This window comes from Paenibacillus melissococcoides (genome assembly GCA_944800085.1).
In the GTDB taxonomy this organism is placed as follows: domain Bacteria; phylum Bacillota; class Bacilli; order Paenibacillales; family Paenibacillaceae; genus Paenibacillus_B; species Paenibacillus_B melissococcoides.
The window spans coordinates 42,967-63,596 of sequence record CALYLO010000010.1; the positions used below are offsets into that span (position 1 = coordinate 42,967).

Consider the following 20,630-nt stretch of genomic DNA (forward strand, 5'->3'; position numbering starts at 1 on the left):
GTCGATTTTAATTACCCACCTAAGGAGTTTTCAGCATATGTCGATGGTGGAGATGTAAATTTTCCAGACGGCTATGTCATCGTAGTCGTCTCATCAAGGGATCAAAACTATAATTATGGTGTTATGAGATACACTTGGAAAGCAGTTAAAAAGAAGTTTGTATCTGAGATTGATGGGCAGCCCTGGGTTAGTCCGTCTCCTTTAGGCCCAGTGGGTACCGTTAAAAATGAGTTGTTTCGAAAGGGAGATCCAATTCTTCGTTACTTGGAATCAAGCTATAATTTCCCTGTAAGAAGTATCCCAAATGATGGAGAGTGGGTTACGATCAGCGCAAATGCTCTTATCGATGATAATCCGGAATATGATTTTCTGAATCGAGGAGTAAGAGCAAGGTTAATTTGGAAGACCGACGGAGTGACAATGATTGATGATCTTAAATTCGGATATGCTTCTGAAGCAGAGGTTTTTAGAGAAGAGCACCCCATTTACCGTGGCTATTTATCAGATTTTGAGGATTTTGGAGCCACAGATAAAGCAGCACCTAACGTACCAGGGAATGCTGCAATCCATATAGGGCCAGATAGAAAGCCGGTAATTACTTGGGATCCATCATTGGATGTTGGAACGACGTACAGATATAAAGTCCGAGGATTGCCGAAAAATGCCCCACCAACAGCCTTTTCTGATTTTGTTCCTATCACGGTTACAACAGGGATAAAAGGGTATGCCGTAGTGGTGGATCAAAATCCGAACACGGTGCCAACCGCAGTAAACGTGACCGGTACAAGCCTGACGGTCGAGCCGCAGCAGGGGAATTTCTTTGCCCACATCGCGGCCGTCGATAACCAGGGCAACATGTCTAGCGTGGTTCATATCCCGTATGTGGATCAGGTGCCCCCGCAGCTGAATGTCAGTGCCGATCACTCCCATTGGAGCCAGGGGCCGGTGATATTGACGGCTACGGCATCGGACAATGAAACGGGAGTGCGGCATATCGAGCTCCCGGATGGAAGCCTGGTGAAGGGCAAAGCCGCTCAGTATACGGCTCAGGCGAACGGCAGCTATACCTTTAAGGCAGTGGACAATGCCGGCAATGTCACAGAGCGAACGCTGCAGGTAAGCAATATCGATCGGGAGGCGCCAATGATCGCAATTTCCCCAATGGAGCGTATCTGGGGCATGGGTGATATTCCCGTAGAAATCCGCTATGCGGACGGTCTTTCCGGCGTTGACCCGAACAGCCGGATGTATGCGATTAGCAATAGTCCGGCAGCTCCTACGCAGTGGAAGGCAGCGACAGCTGACGTACAGTACCTGACGGTAGCGGAGGAAGGCCAGTGGTATATTCACGCAAAGGTGTCCGATCGTGCTGGCAACACGCAGCAGCTTGTAACCCAGGCCCTGCAGCTGCAGAGCATGCCGCAGGAGCCCAGCGATTTCCGGGTGACGTCTGTAGAGGAACATGCCGTTCACTTGTCCTGGTCGCTTCCTTCAGGTTCGGTGGCTACGTCCGGTTACGTATATGAGGTCGAGAATGCCACGACTGGGCACACATGGACGATCACGTATCCAGAACATACGCTAACGGATCCGGATGTCGAGCCAGGGCATATGTATACCTATCTTGTGAAGGCCAAAAACCATGTAGGCAGCAGCGCAGCCAGCACGGTTACAGCTCTTACGCTGCCTTCAAAGGCAGATGGTCTTTCCATCCATCCAATTGATCGAGAGGCGGCAGCTGCTCTGGTTTCCTTCGAACCGGTGCGATCCGCTGAAGCTTATCATATTGCAGTGAAAGAGAGCAGCACGCAGCAGCTGGTGACAGAACGGACGGTGACCGACGCAACCTATCACCGGATCGATCAGCTGCAGCCAGGGATGAACTACACGGTGACGGTAACGGCGGCTAACGCCAGCGGGCGCGGCGCTGTTTCGACGGTAGGGTTTCTTACGCTGCCAGGAGCACCAGGAGAATTTAAGCTCCTGCAGGTCAGTACGAATGAAGCACGCCTGCAATGGGAGAGCGTTACGTCAGCGACGTACTACGAGCTGCAGCGCGATCAAATTCAGGTCTACGGCGGTGCCCGTACGAAGTATAGCGATAAGGGATTGCTGGCCGGAACGGAATACAAATTCGAAGTAGCAGCTAAAAACGAGACGGGATTTGGCCAGATGTCGCAGCCGCTTAACGTCTTGACGCTGCCAGGGCAGGCAACCGTTACAGCTGCCACATATGGAACGAATCAGATCACGATGCAATGGAAAGGCGTAAAGGGAGCAGCTGCTTATAAGGTAGGCGTGGACGGCATCGATGTGGCCAGCGTGACAGCCGCAACGTACGGCCAACCGATGGAGTACACGATCGAGGGGCTTGATCCAGGAACGGGATACCGCTTGCACCTCTATGCCGAGAACAGCAGCGGAGCTGGCGAAATGGCGCTTTTAACAGCTTCTACACTGCCAGCAGCTCTGCCGACGAGCAATATTACGGTTGATGAGATTGGTGAAACCCAGGCCACGCTCCAATGGAAGGGAGTACCGGGGGCCAACAAATATCGGATAACCATAGCCGACAAGAAATATGAACGTTCCGGAACGGAGCTGCAGCTGAACGGATTGTCCGGCGGCCAGCGATATACATTGTCCCTGGAAGCCGGCAACGAATCCGGATATGGGCCGGCAACGTCGGCCTCCTTCCTCACGCTGCCGCCGCAGGTAAATGGGCTGCAGGCGACAGAGAAAGGCAAAGAGCTGAGATTGACGTGGGAGCCGGCGCCTTCGGCAGAGTGGTATCAGCTTGAACAGGACGGGAAGCTGCTGGGAAAAACCACGGCTACATCCTGGAGCGTGAGCAACCTGGTGGCGGGCGAAAGCTACCGGTTCACGATACGGGCCGTGAATGCGACAGGGGATGGAAGTGCGGTGCCATTTGTTTGGCGTGCGCTGCCAAATGATATGAGCAGCCTGCAGGTGAATGTCACGAAGGTGACGGAGCACAGTGCAGAGCTGAGCTGGGAGGCGGTCGCCGGCGCCGATCGATACCTGGTCTATGAGGGAGACAAGCAGCTGGCCGAAACAGCAGAGCTGGCCGTCATCCTGGAAGGGCTGGAAAGCGCCCGGACATACAAGGGCCTGAAGGTAATGCCTGTGAACACGACTGGGGAGAGCGTGGGAGCCATTGTGCCGGCTTTTGAGACGCTGCCTTCCGGAGAGTTCCAGGTAAACGTGCAAGCCGGGCAGAACGAGCTGAAGTACCAGTTCGAGCTGGCATCGCCGCATGAAGTATTCGTGGTGGCAAAGAACGGGAAAGAGATATACCGGGGAACCGAGCGGAGCTTCATGCTTGCTTCCCAGCCAAGCGGAACGGAGATCCAGGTGGAAGTATGGAGCGAGAACGCAGCAGGCCAGCGATCGAAAGGGCAGGTAGTGCGGGCACGGACACTGGCTGGGCCGAACAGTGGAGGCGGAACTGTGGTCTATCCGGATCGGAAACCGACGCCGGTACCGACACCGAAGCCGGAACCAGGAACGGAAATAGAGCAACCAGGTGTTACGCCGGATCCGGAAGGGTCGGGAGAAAACAAGGGACAAGATATCGAGGATATTCGAGGATTGTGGAACCGCAAGCAGGTGCTGGAGCTGCTGGAACGAGGCGTATTGCACCTAAATCAGGAAGGGAAGTTTGAGCCAAGACGTGCCGTCACTCGTGCCGAATTTATGGCCATGATCGTACGGGCAGTGGGCCTACAAGAAAAGGATGCGGATCTAATACGGTTCCGGGACATCCGGAAGGATGCTTGGTACTACCCAGAGCTGAGGGTTGCGTTTAGTAATGGAATCGTACGTGGATATAACGTCTTTACGTTCCGTCCGGATGAGCCAATTACCCGTGAGGAGGCCACGAAGATGTTAGGGAATGTGGTCGAGCAAACAGGAGAGCTCGCCCTGCACTTCCGTGATAAAGCAAAAATCTCGAGCTGGGCGAAGCGAGAAATCGGGATCCTGACAGCTCAAGGCATTGTTCACGGATACCCAGATGATACATTCCGTCCTAAGCAGCTATTGAACCGGGCAGAAAGTGCTGGTTTTATTTATAAAATTATATTCTAGCATACTTCTAATTTAGAAACGGTAGATACGCGCATCGCGTTCTACCGTTTCTTTTGCTAATATAAACCTATACATAAAAGGGGTGAGAGCGTTGCCTAACATAGCATTTTGCAGGGTATGTAATCGGAAGCTGACCAATCCAGCTAGTATAGCAGTTTCTATGGGGCCTATTTGCGTGCGACGCTTTGGGGTACTGTTTGATAATGCTAGGTTATATGCAGGTTCATTAAATAGACAACTTGACGTTGGTGTCCTGCAAAACCTAGCTGTTCAGGCAGCAGCTCAAGCGTATCAATTACGTATTCGAAGAAGAGCGAATCAAGTACCGGACTCTATACCAGACACCTCGGTTACAGCGTATTCAGAGTCACGCGGAAGAACAGAGACACTACGGTTAGAATTTGACGATTCACAGCATGCACGAGTAATTTCTGAATCAGGCAATACATACGAAGTGACAGAACATTCTTGTACCTGCCCTGATTATACATATCGACATCGTGGGAACGGAACCGCATGCCGACACATGCAAGCAGTACAGCAGGTGCGTGAAATGCAATCAGCTGTAACACCAAGTTCGCCTGAAGAGATAGCGATCACATCTTTGCGTGCAGAAATAGATCGTTTACAGCCGATTACGCCTGACATTTTAAGAGAAGCTGAGCGAGGCTTCTCTGAAATAAACTGGATTGATGATGAAATTCGCGAAAATGTGCTTGATGTATGGCGAGAGAATCGAGCATTTGATGGTATTTATATGTCTGAAGATGATGCCGCATGGGATCAACTGCGAGCAGATGCTGAAGCAGATTGGATATATAAATATGAAAATGTACTAGGGGGAACAGGGAATACCTTCGGAGTAGAGTTAGAAGTAGAACTTGAAAGGTTCAGTGCTTCAAGCGAGATTTTGGAGGCTCTACGCAGGGAAGGCATAACGGATCAAACCCAAGTTAACTACTATCATGGAACCCGATCTCGTCCTGGTATGTGGTGTATCGAAAGAGATGGTTCTCTTGATAATGGAATAGAGATAGTCTCTCCTATCTTGATGGATCGTCGAGAGGATTGGGAGAAGCTACAGCGAGTGACCGAAATCTTGAAAGAACATGGAGCATTCGTAAACTCCAATTGTGGTGGACACATACATATTGGAATCGGGCCGCTAGATCACCGAACATACTCATGGCAGCGATTAGCTCGAATTGGTTTAGGATATGAAAGGTTGTTTTATCGAATGGGCGGTGCAGATAGCGAGGCTTATCGAATTAATGGTTTTAGAGGACAGCATAGAGGCGATAATTACGCAGCTCCATTTAGCTCTGAAGCAAGAAACATTGTTGGTACAGATACTGCTGTTAGAGCTAGACGGCAAATTTCTAGTAGTCGTTATAGAATGTTTAATACGACTAATATTGATGCTTCTTTAAGGCCAAAGCCTACTGTAGAAATGAGATACCCGAATGGATCTTTAGATTGTAAGCAATGGCAGACACAAATTCAGGTGGCGAATGCTGTTGTACATCAATCTGGAGTTATCCGGAATGATTCTCCGCAGTCTGCATTTACACCAGGTTTATATCAGACAAGTAGTCAACTCCGTCGGTCTGATATGTGCAATGAAGCAACGGAAACGATGTACTTCAGACGATTCCTGGATGTACTGGGGAATCGTGATGATCGATTAGCCGCTACTTGGTTATTCTTACGGGGGCAAGCGTAAAAAGAAGAACCTCCTACCAAAATCGTAGGAGGTTTTATTCCTTTTCGTCACGATATTCCATTACTTCGCTTACGCTGAGTTTGTAAGTACGACATATTACATCTATTGTCTCTGTTCTAACAATTTTATCGTTAAAAATTCGCTGGATCGTATCCGAATAAATGCCCGTTTCCTCCATGATGTGTTTCTGCTTTTTGTTGTTTCGGTAGGCCCACAAGCGGAAAGGTTCAAAGGATATCACAGGGAGATCACCTCGATTTCAACTATAACGCACCTTAAAAAAAACATCAATAAAATAGTTGGTAAGACTATTAAAATAGTTTTTTTTGTTTTATAATGAACTCATATACATGAGATTGGGAGGAATACCCATGAATTTCGAAAATGAAATGGCACGGATCATGCGCCCTGAAGAACAACCACATATGTTATACTACGTTGAACTTCACGAGGGTACTCGTATTGAAGGTAATTCGGCTTTAGCCCTTTTTGAATATATTGCTGGTCGCGGTTATTTTGATTGTGAAAGTCGAATCACTCAGTCCATGATGCTCATGGCACTTTGTCGTAATGTAGCTGTGAACTTTCTCGGTGCTCAAGGTACAAAAGCCGATGTTTGGGCTAGTCGACGTATATTTTCGAATTATGAAAGTAATGTGGACGATTACGGAAATGAACTGGAGTTTGATCCAACGCCACCATACGATCTGAACTGCTGGGATGAGCAAACTACCATATTATCTCTCGTCCGCTGCGGTTATTTAAAATTGTACGAAAGGGTTGAGACATTCCGTAAACGAAGCCAGGGGAAAACTTGTGATGGATGTTACTTCCTACAAAATAACTCCTGTCCTGTATTTGCAGCTGATAACGTATTAGGTCGTGTTTCAGACTGTGTATTTTGGACATCAGAGAGCAGTCTTCAAAACGATTATCAAGAAGTTGAAATCGATCGGCTGCCGGCAGAACCAATGTGGAAAAAAGCGTACATTCCATTATCTGCTCGGGAATTTAAATTGCCGGAAAACAATATCTAGGGGGAATCCTTGTGCAAACGATTGTGGGGAGAAAGCTGTATAACGATGACGATCACCGCCAGACTCGTACAACTGAAGCCTATTGCCCGGACTGCGAGGAGGAGAAGACGTATCGAGAACAAGAATGGGACGACTTGACTGGCCAACTACGGATAAAGTGTGTGGATTGTGGCTATGAGCACAAGTTTCAGATGGGTTCGAATTCAGAAGTAGTGGAAATTCTGAAACCATACTACGGAACCGTTGATTATTTTTACAGCATTATAAGTAAGTTTAAGGAACAGAAAGTCTATGGAAGACTGCTAAATGAATTCCTAGACGTGAATTTGGAGACCATACTGAAGGAAAGTAAAGATACCAATATTTCACAAGAGAGAATCAAAAACATGATTGTAGCTCTTATGAAGGCACTTTTTTAGTAAGCAGGCTCCAGTTTCCCTTTATTTTGTAACGAGTGCGTTACGTTTTAATCGATTTTTATTTATTAAGTCGACCAACTATACACGAAAATCATTCTAAGAGAACCGGTTTAATTCCGGTTCTTTATTTATTTCATAAAGAATGAGAATTAAAAGTATCAATTGATACTTTTAGCAAGGTGTGCTATGATTAAGGTATCAATTGATACTTTGTTGGTTAGACTATAGGGAGGGCCGTCGCGTGTGAGTCATTTATCTGTAGAAGAATTTTTAACCAAAATGAAGGAACTTATTCGTACGGGTCGGAGACATTTTGTAGCACGGACTCGGAACGGCGTGTCTTATCTTCAGCACCTTGCAGACTTGGGGCTTACTGATGTGGAAGAAGCTTGGGAGTGTGTATTAGAACTTGAAGCCATTCATTATCATTCGGGTCCCAGTCGAGATCACGGCGATGCTGCTAGTGGTCGAGTGATATGGGTCTTTAAGACCGAAATTAACGGAATTATGGCTTATATAAAGCTGAAGGATGAAACCGTTAGGCGTGGATGTGTATGTCTCTCATTCCACGAAGATGAACCGTAGGACGGGGGTACACTGTACACCCGTCAAAAAGTTACGTGATGGAGGGCCAATAATGAAACAAGAAAAGAAAATCAGATTCTGCGATCATTGTCAGTGTGAACGTGATGTCGAAATTCTTGAGCGAGAGGCACGGTATACGTTTCGGAAAGAGCCATTCGATATTATTGAGCAGTATGCGAAATGTGTTCACTGTGGAAATGATGTGACAGATGAAAAATTGGGCTCAGACACCTTGAAAAAATTAAGCCAGGCTTATGAAAATAAACATTCTATCAACGCAGAAGTAATTAAAGCTATACGTCTGCAATTTGGTTTGACTCAATCCCTCTTTTCAAAAATATTGAATATGGGGATTGCAACGATTAAAAGGTATGAAAGTGGAGGATCTTCACCCTCCGCTACTCAAATTAATGTTCTGAAGTTACTTAAAAATAATCCAGAGTCCATTTTGAAGTTTTATGATGAAAATAAAGAAAAACTAACTACGGAAGAACAACAAACTGTTGAGAAAAAGTTTGAGGAGCTATTCCCTGAAAATGACTTTGAGCGATTGTCCTCGCAGCTGGTCGAAATGATTTATAAACCATTCGAAAATACCATTGATAATGGTTATTCATCAGTAAATTTAAAAAAATTTTTCCTTATGATTTTCTTCTTTGGGCAGGAGGGTGTGCTCAAAACAAAATTAATGAAGCTTTTATGGTATGCTGACTTTTTAATGTTCAAGCGTAATCGTATATCTTTAAGTGGGGTGCCGTATATCCATAAACCGTTTGGCCCCGTACCTAAAGAGTATGAAATGGTACTCGGATGTCTGGAGGGATTGAATCAAATTTCGATTTCTACTGAGGAGGTAGGAGACGGTTATACGAGAATAACAATCACTACGCTGCAAGAACACAACTATGAATTATTTACTCCAGAAGAAAGAGAAGTATTAAGTTTCGTAAAAAAATATTTTGAACAATTTGGTTCAATTAAAATCAGTGATTTTGCACATTCTACTTTGGCATGGCAGGAAACAGAAAATGAAGAATTGATTCCTTACAGCTACGCTGAAACAATCCAACTCAATTAAGCATTATAAAAGGCCCTAGAATTTCTAGGGCCTCAGGCTGTCGAGAAAGTCTCGACAGCTATTTTTATATTCATTTATTTCAACACGACACCGCGTTAATGTTGTATAATTATAGTAATACATGAGATCGGGAAGGTGTTCAAGAATGCTGCGTTCAAATCGGGATAAACAACAGGCTTATGAATTTGTATCGATTGAAGAACTTGTTCCTCAAGATCATCTGCTACGCAAAGTAGATAAATATATCGATTTCTCATTCATTGATAAAAAGGTACGTCCTCTTTATTGTGCAGACAATGGACGACCTGCTATTGACCCTGTTGTGCTGTTTAAAATGATCTTTCTTGGTTATTTTTATGGCATTCGTTCGGAACGTCAGCTTGAACGTGAAATTCAGACTAATTTGGCCTACCGTTGGTTTTTAGGCCTTGGTCTAACGGATAAAGTACCAGACCATTCCACCATCAGTTGGAATCGTCGCACCCGTTTTAAAGACACAGATATTTTTCAAGATGTCTTTGATGAGATTGTGCTTCAAGCCATTCAGCACCGTATGGTTGGCGGCCGCGTACTAGTCTCAGATTCCACGCATGTAAAGGCCAATGCTAATAAACATAAGTTTACGAAAGAGCAGGTTTTACAAAATACCCGTGACTATGTGGACGAACTAAACGCAGCAGTGGAGCAAGACCGAAAAACTCACGGAAAAAAGTACTAAAACCTAGAGAGGACGTGGTAGAGGAAAAGGAAATTAAGATAAGCAAGACCGATCCAGAAAGCGGTTATATGATCCGAGACGGTAAGCCGGAGGGATTCTTTTATTTAGACCACCGCACAGTAGATCTGAAATACAACATGATTACGGATGTTCATGTCACGGCTGGGAATGTACATGACTCGATTCCCTACTTATCTCGATTAGATCGTCAGCAAAAACGATTTGGCTTTGAAGTGGAAGCAGTTGCACTTGATTCTGGGTATTTAACTTCACCGATCTGCAAAGGGCTGCAAGAGCGTGGGATTTTTGCAGTTATTGCTCACCGAAGATTTCATCCGACGCAAGGATTATTTCCAAAATGGAAATTCACTTATGACGCTGAACAAAATCGTTACATTTGTCCTGCAAAACACGAGCTTATTTACCGAACCACAAATCGCGAAGGATATCGGCAGTATGCATCTGATCCAAAGCATTGCAAAAACTGCCCGATGTTGAGCGAATGTACCCGATCTCGCAACCACCGGAAAGTAGTGACCCGACATGTCTGGGAAGACAGTAAAGAAAGGGTACGAGCAAACCGGCTAAGTAGATCCGGCAAATATTTATACCGAAAACGGAAAGAAACGATAGAGCGAAGCTTCGCGGATGCCAAAGAGCTCCATGGGTTTCGCTATTGCCGTTTGCGCGGATTGCAGAATGTCAGGGAACAAGCTCTGATGACAGCGGCTGTACAGAACATGAAGAAGATGGCGATCCACCTGGATCGCATAGAAAGACGAGGATAACCACCAGGGGTTCTCTTTTCATCCCTAGATTGCAAGACAAAAGAAACCCTGTGCCTTTAAAAAGACAGGGTTTCTCAACAATCTGAGGCCCTAGAATTTCTAGGGCCTTTTATAATGCTCAATCATGTTTCATCTATTTCTGGTATGATGCGATCTATATGCTCGATAACTTCAAAAGGCTGTACTTTAAAATGCGTACAGATTCTATCTAGTATCTCCATTGAGACATACTCATTTTTCCCCATCTTGGCGAGGACTGATCTTGCTATTTTTAATTCTGTATGCAGGTACTCCTTTTTTAACTCCTTATCTACTAATAGCCTCCAAAGTGGCTTAAAAGAAATGGCCATGATCATACCCTACTCTCTAACTTTTTGTATTTATTATAAGAGAAAACATTCGCAAAAGCAAAGAATTTGATTGACAGACGAAGTCAGAAACATTACTATATATACGTAAACGCGAATATAATATTCGCATATAGAAGTATTAAAGAGGGGGATCATATATATGAAAGTACGTAAGGACGCATATCAACAAGAGTATCAGTTAATTGGTGAGGAAACGTTCCAGGATTGGAAAGGTAAGTGGAAAATAAGCCATGTGTCCCGTAAGTCTCAAGACAGATATTCAATCAGTATTTTTTTCTGGCCAAACCCTGAATCAGGCTTGAAGGAAACCTGGTTTCGAGGGGGAAGTACCTTTTCCAAAGTTGATACGGACATAAATGAGTTTAAGAAATATGTTAAAAATAATACTGGATACACACCTACAAAAGATGTACTTATCCAATTATATGAGCACTTTGATAAACTACGAAATGCTTATTTGGAGGAAGATTGTTTCCATGCTTTAGCCGATAAATCGAAGGCAACATTGGCGCTTTCAACATACTTCCAAATAGCACTACAGCGTTACTCTAAAAACGAGATTTTACCAAAGATGTACAGTTCTCAGCGTCAGAATAACTTTGAAAAATACTTAACAAATGAGGAACGTAAAGGAGTTATTGAAGCTATCAAAACTCTTAACGGTCATGCATACTGTGAACCAGATGATACCGGTTATTGGGGAAAAGGCCACACTCGAGAATTCCGGCGGAAATTGGATGATGAAATTGATATGCGCGAAGCTAAACGTAAATCAGAAGAGTATAAAGCAAAGAAAAGAAAACATATGTCAATGCTCGATACAGATATTGATTTCCGGCGGCTTGTTGCACATGCAATGGAAGCTGCCAAAGATAAGAGATGCCGGGATGAGGTGGAACTGGTACATCGCTTATATGGATATACGAAGGATTTGGATGCATATCGCAAGGTATACCACAAATTGAGTCAGATGATGAAGAAGTATGGATTAGAGCCCTTTAATACCAGTTATTTGATTGAACTAGGGAATGAATACATAACCAAAGGGGGAATGTTACCTGTAGTTGTCGCTGAATACGAACGTAACGATAAAGAGCTGTACTTTAATGATTACGTAAATTATGGCTCTTTACGTCGGCGTGTATCACGCGTTGGGCGAAAATATGTATACGTCGACGGTGGATATCGTTGGGAAATTGCAAATGTTAAAATTGATGATTTCCATAAACAAAGTAACAAGGTTGCTCTATAGAGAGCGGCCTTTTTTTTGAACAAAATATACGTGAATACGAATAAAAAATATTCAAAATACTATAAAATATTTGACTTCGCGTATATATTAACGTAGAATGAATCTATGAGAGAAAATCTGTTGTTATGGAGAGTGATTTCATTGCCACGTATTCAAGAAATTATTGCGAAAAATTCGAATTCGGGAGTAAGTGCAGAAAATGTGAAATGGGATGATCTGATGTTTACTTATGGATCATCAGATGAGTTGAATCAAGTCGTTCTCGACATTGAGATTGAGTTTGGTCTCATTTTGCCAAATTGGAATCTTGTTGACGACATAGGGGAGAAAACTGTTGGGGATTTTGTAATTGGGGTTAAACAGGCAATTGCACAGGCAGAGGGTAAATTACTGTGTCCATGTGATCATGTAAAAGGTGAGTATTGTGAAGAATGCTGGAATCCCAATGACTTACATGAATAAACGTGGAAATGGAAGGTGATCGTTTTGCTGAGATGTAGAATAGTCAAAGAAACAATCTATGTGCTTGAGGTTATGATAAGGGGATATTATCTCCCAATTAATAACCTAGATTCTTCTATTTTGTCTATAATCATGGATAAGATGAAGGCAGTGCAGCCAGAGGATATCCCGTATCGCCATCATAACCAAGTATGGAGCGTGCAATATGCTGGAGAGTTTGATGAGGCAGAGTTAAGTCACCTTTTGCCTGTAAATTGGGAAAGGAAGGCGGTTCGAGATCACTTATTCAAGATGGCAGACGACCTGAATTCCTTTATGAAACTGGAGCCATCTCTGATCCTGCAGGCTGCAATTGAACTTAATGAACAATTTATCGAACAGCTTATGCATTTTTCAGGCTTAATACCTCCTCAGAAAAGTTGGGATCAACTGACGAGAGACGATGTTACAGAAGCATTCAATCATGTTCATCGAAATGTCCAAAATAACGAAGAAATTGAATTCGGTAAGAGGACTCTCAATCATTTCTTATCTGACCGTAATAATATGACAAATGTCGAAAAGAAGATTATAGAAACATGGTATGAGTCAATGTACAATTATCATAAAGCTGTGGCCGGGGAATAGCATTCACCCCGGTCTTTGATTTCAAAACCATCGATGAAGCTAGGAGGGTCTATGAAAACTCGCCTTACTGATCATGGAGTGAGTATTTTCCTTGTAATGGATGAGGTTGTACTGGATAATAACTTATAAATCTGACTTCGTGCTAAACAGAAAATAAATAGTGAGGTGGTCTAAGAATGTTATTACATGATCAAAAAACAATGACCTTAGATGAATCTATTTCCAGCTTAAATTACCTGTTTAACAAACTGATTGAGAGCGAGCAGCTGGTATCCCTGGATTTGTATGGTAGTGCTTATATTCCGAAATGTAAGGTGAAATCGGTTCGCTCTCTAACGAACGGATACACTTATGAAGTATTGGCTGACAATGGTACTCAATTCACGCTGAATCCTGAAAAAATCCGATACATTCGATTCGATGTAATTTCTGATGTGGTTACGTCTTTTGAGATGTTTAAATCCAGTTTAGCTTCAGCTGAAGTTCAGACAGGAAACTTTGATTTCATGGTACATTTCATGGTTCATGATGAGAACAGAGATAACGGCTTCTTGCTCACCGTCAAGGTTTTGAAATCATCCTAGATCGGTAATCGCCTACGAGAAATTCGTAAAGGAGAGAATGATGGTGAAAAGAATGGCCGATCAAGCATTGGAAGAGTTTAAGGAAGAAATTTTTGAAGCAGCGCTTAGGATACAAGAATCTAGGTCGCTTGAAGAAGCACTCGAGTACGTGTTTAAACAAGCTCATATACGGGGGCAATGGGCTGAAAGTAAGGGAATTATAGAGTAGCTGACTACGAATAGATTCGTTTAGTTCATAAGCAGCACGAATAGCCGGAAACCCGTCAGTTTCCAGCTAGTATCTACTTCCCTTCGGTTTGGCCAAAGTGATACCGTGGCGCGCGCCATCATTCGTATGCGTATGTAGTTGAGGGTCGGCCGACACTCTTACGCTTAATTTCAAGTCTCTCCGATTCTCAACTTTTTAAACAGACTCATCATGAAATTTGCAGAAATTCGAAAGATAAATTCCCAGAAGAAAATATCTTTGAGATAAGAAGCCAGTTTCCCAATTGGCTTCTTTTTTGTTTTCCTCAAAAGGAATTGATAATTATTCGCGAATTATACATACTCATATAAAAATAAAATATACGCAAATGCAAATATTTCGATTGACAAGCTACCTTTTCAAATTGTATTATATATCCATAAAGGCGAATTAAATATACGTGAATGCGAATAAGTAAATGGAGGTAGAGTTTTATGGATATGATGCATTTAGTTAGCCAAGCTGTATTTATTACGGTAACTATTGGAGTAGTTATTGGTCTTTCTTTTATGTGGATCTGGTCTAAAGAAGCATAGTTTTAGACTCAACTCTTTCGAAGGAGGAGATTGTGATCTGGAGGATAAATAGCGCAAATGAACTGTTACAGAAGATGGAGATAGAAATAGAGAAAACAAGATCAGAAATGCATGATCTCTATGATAAATTTTCTCTTATGTCTATTGAGGTGCTTGAGATTTCCCAAAGACTTGACAAACTGCTTAATAAGTATAACAAAGAAAAAAGCCGACTGCAGAAGCAATCGACTTAGAGCGCGTGCGCGTCACTTTCCCGGTTCCGCGCCAAATCATTATAACACGAAGAGGACGACAACTAAAATGATACGTAAAACTGAAAAGATGAAATCTATTTTTTAAAGAGCCGTGGATTGCGAAACTCCATAGGCTTTTTTTATTGATTAAGAGAATTTTTCGTCCATATCCCCCACACTTAGAGCTTTACTCATCTCCAGACTTGACTTCTCAGAAGCAACCCACCGCTAAACTGGGTTTAACCCAGGCTTCAGAGTACACCTCTGCTCCAGGTAAGCTATTCCGGAAGGACGTCGCTGGCAGCTCTCCATAGAGTGCAGCTGAACGTTGGTAAGTTGAAGCCAGGATGAGCTATCGACTATACTTCCTCCCTGTGGCCAAAAACGCCACGCTCCAGGATGTTCAACATGAGGTACCAGGGTGTTTAGTCATTAGCGAGCTCATCGTCCGCGCAGCCGGCAACTGTGCCCGATTCATTTGCATGCTTCAGGTAAGCCCATTCCGGAAGGACGTCGCCAGCAGCTCGGCACAGAGCGCAGCTGAACGTTGGTAAGTTGAAGCCAGGATGAGCTATCGACTATACTTCCTCCCTGTGGCCAAAAACGCCACGCTCCAGGATGTTCAACATGAGGTACCAGGGTGTTTAGTCATTAGCGAGCTCATCGTCCGCGCAGCCGGCAACTGTGCCCGATTCATTTGCATGCTTCAGGTAAGCCCATTCCGGAAGGACGTCGCCAGCAGCTCGGCACAGAGCGCAGCTGAACGTTGGTAAGTTGAAGCCAGGATGAGCTATCGACTATACTTCCTCCCTGTGGCCAAAAACGCCACGCTCCAGGATGTTCAACATGAGGTACCAGGGTGTTTAGTCATTAGCGAGCTCATCGTCCGCGCAGCCGGCAACTGTGCCCGTTTCATTGGGCATGCTCTTCAGGTAAGCCTATTCCGGAAGGACGTCGCCGGCAGCTCATCATAAGTGTGGCTGAACGTTGGCAAGTTGGAGCCAGGATGATTTATCGACTATGCTTGCCTCCTTGTGGCCAATAACGCCACGCTCCAGGCTCTTCAGCATGAGGTACAAGGGGGTTAGTCATTAACCAGCTCTTCGTTCGCGCAGCCGTCAGCTGTGCCCTTCTATTACCTGCTATAGGTTAACTTTGCTCCAGATGTTCGCCACAAGCTTCTCGGTATCGATAGAAGCTAAAAAACTTCACATCGCAAGTTAACCTTTCTTCTGGAGATTTCTTCAAACCGCGCCGACATCTATACCTATCGTCTAGGGCTCATATATACGCTCTTCTTATGACTTGTGGAAGATCAGTGGATCCTCTACTAGTGCTATACGAGGAAGAAGCCATACTCGATGTGTCATAGGGAGTTATTGTAGTAATCTATTATTTATTATTGCCAAATAACAATAATCCCAGATTAGTCTATAGTTCGGTAATCAATTAATTTATTCGGTTGCCTCTACAAAGGTGTTGTAACAACACGTAACGACACATAACGGGTCGTTACAATACATAAAAAAACAGACCAGTTTAATGGTCTGTTTCGGTTTTTCTTTTTAACTCTTCGTTTAATCTTTCAGCAAAGTGTTCAAGAACATATTGTTTTACATAAAGTGTTCTCTTTAACGTATCTTCCCGTTTGAAGAATACACCAGTCCTAATCATTCGCTCTGATGCGGGTAACGCTGCCCATTTATTCAGTGCTTCGATTTCTAATTGCATATTAATCCTGTTATTTGTAATCATATTTGTTACTGTTTGTTGTCGTTCTTCAATTTTTTTGGTTTCGTTTGTCTCTTGTATTAATAAGAGTTTATTGTTCAATACTTGAGTGTGTTGTTCGAGCATTCTTTGGAACTCGAGGCTCATTACTTGACGTATTTCTTCAATATCAGTAGATTGGCCGTTCTCTGAAGTAAAGTCTGGAGGAAACGGTCTAGTTTCCTGCTTGTCAGTTTGCAAATAACCATAAATCCCATCAAACGTCCAACCTTGATCTCTAAGAGTAACTATAAGCTTGCCAATCTCTAAGTCTAGTCCATCAAAAACACGCTGCTTATCAGCTGCTCTAGTTACATAGTGGATACGTTTTTCTTCAAGCGTGTTAAACCACTTACTTACGGTTGTATAATGCTTTCCCACTTTAGATGAGAAATCCGCTAGTTGATAATATTGTTCTTCTTGCAATTTACCTTCTTCCAACGTACTGAACACCTCCTATTCACAAAGAAATCTAGTCTATCACTTGTCACTAGCTTATCAATAGTCTATTGAATAATCAATTGGCTAGACTAGTAATAGTGAATAGTCTAGCCATAATATATGAGTGATATTCTGCTAAAGCATAAATTGCAACGCAATATTTACATTGAGAAACTATTTGTGTATCCAACAATGCCTTTTAAATAAACTATAACTAGTCTAGCGCTAGTGGGTAGACTATTGATACTCGAGTAGTGATAGATTACTAGACATGAAAATATTCTCGAAACATGGTTGTTGCTTGTTAATTTAAACCATGATATATTAACTAATAGAAAAGTTGTGTGTCGTAACGAAACATAACGACACCTAATGACACGTAATGACGCATATCGACAGGAGAGTGGAGGTGAATAGGAGTGAATGGTGAAGGGATTGCAGGTTTTGTTAGTATAGAAGAGATATGTAAAAAGCACATAAGAGGAGCAGTTATGGATGTTTTTTATTTGGTATTAACAAATGGAAACATCTCTAAAGCAGAAATGATTCGGGAGTTTCTGAAATATGATCCAGATCCGAATGCTAAACCCTCTAAATATAGAGTAATGGTGGATGTGGCTGTAGCCAAATTGCATGGAGCGTTATTTATAGATAGTTGGGATTCTGGAAACTCTGCTCCATATTTTCTTACACAATACGGTAAAGAAGCGGATCAAGTATTAAAGACAATGTTTGAGGAAGATTCAACGATTTTATTACTAGGATCTAAGATTATGGCTAAAGCGATGATAGAGGAGGAAGGGTAATGCAAGCAATGATCGACGAAAAATGGAATCTGGAAGGGTTTGTTAATCAACGCAACGCTGAAGCAGGGCTCCGTGCAGGGTTTGTTGGTATTGGACAGGGCGGGGGAAAAATGGTTGACGCTATTGCGAGCATTAAAAATCCAAAAACTTTGAAACAGGTTTACCCATGCATTGTTGTGAATAGTAATCTTGGGGATATGGACAAAGTTAAGAATGTACCTGCTCGTTTAAAATTCCCGTTGTCCGGTTATGAAAGAGGCGTAGGGAAGGATCCAGAGACAGGTAGACAAGCTTTTCTCGATAACGGAGAATCAATCTTTGAAGCCATTTCAACGGAAATGGGGCATTGTGATGTTATTTTTGTTGTTGTTTCCTTAGGGGGAGGAACGGGTACAGGCGCATTAAATGAGCTCGTTGATGCAATTAGTAGATTTTTAGGAAAACCTGTTATAGCTCTTACTAGCTTACCTCGGCCAAACGAGGTAGAAAGTAAAAATGCATATAATTGTTTAGCAGAATTAGTGCCAAAACTAAATCAAGTGGAAGAAGTTGATGGTCAACAGTTTCGGTTGCTTGAATCGTTAATTATCTTGGACAATGAGAAGATATTTAATGAACACATTGAGGATCCAGAGGTACATGGGCTTACATGGGACTATTACAGTAACTATAAGCTCGCAGGATTACTTCACGAATGGAGTGTTTTAACTAGCTTAGGAAGTGATTATACTGTTGACGCTGCAGATTTGTTAAACCACATCCTTTTGGGCGGGGTAATTACCTTTGCTAAAAAGAAAATCAATCTCGATGAATATAAGAATCAAGAGGATTTAATTGCTGAGATTGTATCTACATATAGAGGGCAAAACGTTCTAGCTAATGGATTCGACTATGAAAATGACATGAGAAGTATGGCATTGGTAGTCGTGATGCCGAAAGATAGAGAGAATGATATTAATCAGGATACTTTGGAGCTGATACGTTCGGCAATGAGAGAAGAGTTGCCTAATGTTAACTTCTATCCAGGTTCTGTTTCTTACGGTAGTAAGAAGCATGCTATCGTTTATACAATGGCGAACATGGGGGGGCTTCCTGAAAGGGCAAAAAATCTTAGAGAAGAAGTGCAGAGGTTACAGTTATTGCGCGAAGAGAGCGAAAGCAAAGCTTCTGGTTTCAATATTGGTAAGAAAATTGAGAGTGGTGGATCTTTCACTAGAAAACCAATCGCTACCGGAACGAATCCATTTTCAAAATCAAGCGTTCAAGAAACAAACACTAAAAACCCTGACAAACCATTTAATCCATTTGGTAAGACAAAATGATCAAAAAGGCGCTCCTCTGTGGGCGCCTTTTTTTGCGTTTCTGAACGGTCGTCTACTAGGTCCTCGTAACCAATTGCCTATAGTGATAAGGTGAACCTGCAGCTGGCATAAGCGGTCAGCCGGGATGTCAGGATTCGCCTGATTCGGCAATGATCAGCAAGTGATAGTTGAAGAAGGCGCTCGGTGAGAAATGGCCAGAAGTGCGGAAATGTCGATTTTCCAGAAGCGAACGGGTCACTTTGAGTCCTGGCTTATTAGGAATGAAGAGCAGCTGGTCTACAGTTGCGCTCGATGCCGAACAGTAGGCGGCAGCCAAGCTGGAATAGTGTGAACCTGCAGCATGGCCAAAATGGTCAGCCGGCACGCCTGGCTTCGCCTGCGCCGGCAATGATCACAGGGGGTAGTTGAAGTCGTAGCGCCGGCGAGGAATAGCCAGGAACGCGGAGCTGTCGACTCTCCGGAGGCGATCGTGCTCGCTGCAGTTCTTGGCTTGGGCATACGAAATAAGAGCAGTTGGTCTTCAGCAGCGCTCGATGCTGGACAGCAGGCGGTCAATCCGGAATAGAGCCAACCTGCATCGTGGTCAAAGGAATCAGTCGGCATGCCTGGCTTGGCCCGCGCCGGTAATGATCAGCAGGGGGATAGTAAAGACTGGTGCCTGGCAAGGAAGAACCAGGGATGCGAAGCTGCGGAGGCGATCGGACTTGCAGCATCTCCTGGACTTGGGCATACGAAATAAGAACAGCTGGTCTTCAGCTGCGATCGATGCCGAACAGCAGGCGGCGCCAATCTTGGAATAGTGTGAACCTGCATCGTGGCCAAAAGGGTCAGCTGGGATGCCTGACTTCGTCTGCGTCGGCAATGGGCCGTTAGTTTGATAATTGAGGCGTGGCGTCTGCCAAAGAAGGGCCGGGAACGCGGAGCTGTCAGTTGTCCAGAGGCGAACGAACTCACTGTGGATCCTGGCATTAGGCTGGGAACGAAGAGCAACTGGCCTTCAGCTGAGCTTGATGCCAGCAGCTAGCGACGGCCAAGTCAGTACCAACCTGCAGCAAGGCAAAGAATCAGCCAGTAGTTATGGCTTCGCATGCGCTGTAATGAGTACCATCGTCTAAAATAAAAAAGCACCCAATTAGGGTGCATGTACCTTATCATGTGGATAATTCTCGTTTATTACATCTGTACTTCTCAACAGCCGGAAAGCATTTTCCCTTAACACTTATGCTTACGTCGTCCTCATAGTCTTCTACTATCTCAAGTTTCTTCCCAACCTTAGAAGTAATGAAACCGAAGTTGACGGTTCATTGATTAATTTTCGTTTGAGTCATCAAGATAAAACAGATCTTCAATTTGGCAATTAAAATAACTGCATAAACGAACAATCAGTTCTTTATCAACATATTTTAGCTCATTTTCGGCCAGAGAATAAATAGTGTTATGACGATAATTTATGGCTATAGCTACTTGATTAAGGTTGGTATTCCTTTCCTTGACCATCTCCTTTAAGCGGCATTTCAGCAA

Annotated in this window: 20 protein-coding genes and 1 pseudogene; 16 read left to right on the plus strand and 5 right to left on the minus strand. The window is 43.6% G+C overall.

Features of this window, described 5'->3' with window-relative positions:
* The first annotated feature begins 732 nt into the window (after positions 1-732).
* The 3 genes and pseudogenes from OCY70_RS28425 (at position 733) to OCY70_RS28430 (ending at position 5,833) form a co-directional block, all read left to right on the plus strand.
* Positions 733-4,110 carry a fibronectin type III domain-containing protein gene (locus OCY70_RS28425; RefSeq protein WP_261945467.1) on the plus strand — a complete coding sequence of 1,126 codons (3,378 nt, stop codon included), beginning with the start codon at positions 733-735 and terminating at the stop codon, positions 4,108-4,110.
* Positions 4,111-4,192: 82 nt separating this feature from the next.
* Positions 4,193-4,288 (plus strand): annotated as a pseudogene (locus OCY70_RS36360) (DUF6011 domain-containing protein); the annotation flags it as partial.
* A gap of 348 nt (positions 4,289-4,636) precedes the next feature.
* Positions 4,637-5,833, plus strand: coding sequence for an amidoligase family protein (locus tag OCY70_RS28430; RefSeq protein WP_261945466.1), 1,197 nt, complete (start codon positions 4,637-4,639; stop codon positions 5,831-5,833).
* A 34-nt stretch (positions 5,834-5,867) separates the two neighbouring features.
* Here OCY70_RS28430 and OCY70_RS36365 read toward each other — a convergent pair whose 3' ends face one another.
* Positions 5,868-6,074, minus strand: a complete 207-nt coding sequence (locus OCY70_RS36365; RefSeq protein WP_390905364.1) for a helix-turn-helix domain-containing protein — start codon at positions 6,072-6,074, stop codon at positions 5,868-5,870.
* A gap of 130 nt (positions 6,075-6,204) precedes the next feature.
* Between OCY70_RS36365 and OCY70_RS28435 the strand changes: the two genes are divergently transcribed.
* From OCY70_RS28435 to OCY70_RS28455, 5 genes are all read left to right on the plus strand, one after another.
* Positions 6,205-6,870 carry a hypothetical protein gene (locus OCY70_RS28435; RefSeq protein ID WP_261945465.1) on the plus strand — a complete coding sequence of 222 codons (666 nt, stop codon included), beginning with the start codon at positions 6,205-6,207 and terminating at the stop codon, positions 6,868-6,870.
* A gap of 11 nt (positions 6,871-6,881) precedes the next feature.
* A complete protein-coding gene (locus tag OCY70_RS28440) occupies positions 6,882-7,289 on the plus strand; it encodes a hypothetical protein (protein ID WP_261945464.1) in 408 nt (135 codons plus the stop codon).
* Positions 7,290-7,532: 243 nt separating this feature from the next.
* The gene (locus OCY70_RS28445) at positions 7,533-7,874 is read left to right on the plus strand and encodes a hypothetical protein (protein ID WP_261945463.1); all 342 of its coding nucleotides are present in this window, start codon (positions 7,533-7,535) and stop codon (positions 7,872-7,874) included.
* 52 nt (positions 7,875-7,926) lie between these two features.
* Positions 7,927-8,952: a type II TA system antitoxin MqsA family protein gene (locus tag OCY70_RS28450; protein ID WP_261945462.1), complete on the plus strand. Its 1,026-nt coding sequence runs from the start codon at positions 7,927-7,929 to the stop codon at positions 8,950-8,952.
* Between the two features lie 145 nt (positions 8,953-9,097).
* Positions 9,098-10,458 (plus strand): IS1182 family transposase gene (locus tag OCY70_RS28455; protein ID WP_261945461.1). Its coding sequence is split into 2 segments (ribosomal slippage): positions 9,098-9,665 and positions 9,665-10,458, totalling 1,362 coding nucleotides; the frame shifts between segments, so codons are not numbered across the junction.
* A 122-nt stretch (positions 10,459-10,580) separates the two neighbouring features.
* Here the strand turns inward: OCY70_RS28455 and OCY70_RS28460 are convergent.
* Positions 10,581-10,814 carry a helix-turn-helix domain-containing protein gene (locus OCY70_RS28460; protein WP_261945460.1) on the minus strand — a complete coding sequence of 78 codons (234 nt, stop codon included), beginning with the start codon at positions 10,812-10,814 and terminating at the stop codon, positions 10,581-10,583.
* A 154-nt stretch (positions 10,815-10,968) separates the two neighbouring features.
* Between OCY70_RS28460 and OCY70_RS28465 the strand changes: the two genes are divergently transcribed.
* From OCY70_RS28465 to OCY70_RS28490, 6 genes are all read left to right on the plus strand, one after another.
* Positions 10,969-12,081 (plus strand): hypothetical protein, encoded by a 1,113-nt coding sequence (locus OCY70_RS28465; RefSeq protein WP_261945459.1) that lies wholly within the window; start codon positions 10,969-10,971, stop codon positions 12,079-12,081.
* 141 nt (positions 12,082-12,222) lie between these two features.
* Positions 12,223-12,543 (plus strand): hypothetical protein, encoded by a 321-nt coding sequence (locus tag OCY70_RS28470; RefSeq protein ID WP_261945458.1) that lies wholly within the window; start codon positions 12,223-12,225, stop codon positions 12,541-12,543.
* Between the two features lie 15 nt (positions 12,544-12,558).
* Entirely contained in the window at positions 12,559-13,170 is a 612-nt protein-coding gene (locus OCY70_RS28475; protein WP_261945457.1) for a hypothetical protein, read from the plus strand.
* A gap of 176 nt (positions 13,171-13,346) precedes the next feature.
* Positions 13,347-13,754, plus strand: coding sequence for a hypothetical protein (locus OCY70_RS28480; RefSeq protein WP_261945456.1), 408 nt, complete (start codon positions 13,347-13,349; stop codon positions 13,752-13,754).
* Positions 13,755-13,797: 43 nt separating this feature from the next.
* The gene (locus tag OCY70_RS28485; RefSeq protein ID WP_261948827.1) at positions 13,798-13,962 is read left to right on the plus strand and encodes a hypothetical protein; all 165 of its coding nucleotides are present in this window, start codon (positions 13,798-13,800) and stop codon (positions 13,960-13,962) included.
* Between the two features lie 649 nt (positions 13,963-14,611).
* The gene (locus OCY70_RS28490) at positions 14,612-14,770 is read left to right on the plus strand and encodes an aspartyl-phosphate phosphatase Spo0E family protein (protein WP_261945488.1); all 159 of its coding nucleotides are present in this window, start codon (positions 14,612-14,614) and stop codon (positions 14,768-14,770) included.
* 1,539 nt (positions 14,771-16,309) lie between these two features.
* Here the strand turns inward: OCY70_RS28490 and OCY70_RS28495 are convergent.
* Positions 16,310-16,981, minus strand: coding sequence for a hypothetical protein (locus OCY70_RS28495; protein ID WP_261945454.1), 672 nt, complete (start codon positions 16,979-16,981; stop codon positions 16,310-16,312).
* A gap of 419 nt (positions 16,982-17,400) precedes the next feature.
* Between OCY70_RS28495 and OCY70_RS28500 the strand changes: the two genes are divergently transcribed.
* Positions 17,401-17,787, plus strand: coding sequence for a hypothetical protein (locus OCY70_RS28500; protein WP_261945453.1), 387 nt, complete (start codon positions 17,401-17,403; stop codon positions 17,785-17,787).
* The gene (locus OCY70_RS28505; protein ID WP_261945452.1) at positions 17,787-19,109 is read left to right on the plus strand and encodes a tubulin-like doman-containing protein; all 1,323 of its coding nucleotides are present in this window, start codon (positions 17,787-17,789) and stop codon (positions 19,107-19,109) included. The genes OCY70_RS28500 and OCY70_RS28505 overlap by 1 nt, the downstream gene beginning before the upstream one ends.
* A 127-nt stretch (positions 19,110-19,236) precedes the next feature.
* Here the strand turns inward: OCY70_RS28505 and OCY70_RS28510 are convergent, their stop codons facing one another.
* Both OCY70_RS28510 and OCY70_RS28515 read right to left on the minus strand, forming a co-directional pair.
* On the minus strand, positions 19,237-19,473 hold the full coding sequence (locus OCY70_RS28510) for a hypothetical protein (protein WP_261945451.1): 237 nt from the start codon (positions 19,471-19,473) through the stop codon (positions 19,237-19,239).
* Between the two features lie 944 nt (positions 19,474-20,417).
* Positions 20,418-20,630: helix-turn-helix domain-containing protein (locus OCY70_RS28515; protein ID WP_261948828.1), on the minus strand; the 213-nt coding region annotated here is incomplete at its 5' end.

Excerpts from the sequence above, each read along its gene's own strand:
- OCY70_RS28430 (WP_261945466.1), top strand. The coding sequence starts at position 4,637 with ATGCAAGCAGTACAGCAGGTGCGTGAAATGCAATCAGCTGTAACACCA.
- OCY70_RS28435 (WP_261945465.1), top strand. The coding sequence starts at position 6,205 with ATGAATTTCGAAAATGAAATGGCACGGATCATGCGCCCTGAAGAACAA.
- OCY70_RS28450 (WP_261945462.1), top strand. The coding sequence starts at position 7,927 with ATGAAACAAGAAAAGAAAATCAGATTCTGCGATCATTGTCAGTGTGAA.
- OCY70_RS28460 (WP_261945460.1), bottom strand. The coding sequence starts at position 10,814 with ATGATCATGGCCATTTCTTTTAAGCCACTTTGGAGGCTATTAGTAGAT.
- OCY70_RS28465 (WP_261945459.1), top strand. The coding sequence starts at position 10,969 with ATGAAAGTACGTAAGGACGCATATCAACAAGAGTATCAGTTAATTGGT.
- OCY70_RS28480 (WP_261945456.1), top strand. The coding sequence starts at position 13,347 with ATGTTATTACATGATCAAAAAACAATGACCTTAGATGAATCTATTTCC.
- OCY70_RS28490 (WP_261945488.1), top strand. The coding sequence starts at position 14,612 with ATGGAGATAGAAATAGAGAAAACAAGATCAGAAATGCATGATCTCTAT.
- OCY70_RS28505 (WP_261945452.1), top strand. The coding sequence starts at position 17,787 with ATGCAAGCAATGATCGACGAAAAATGGAATCTGGAAGGGTTTGTTAAT.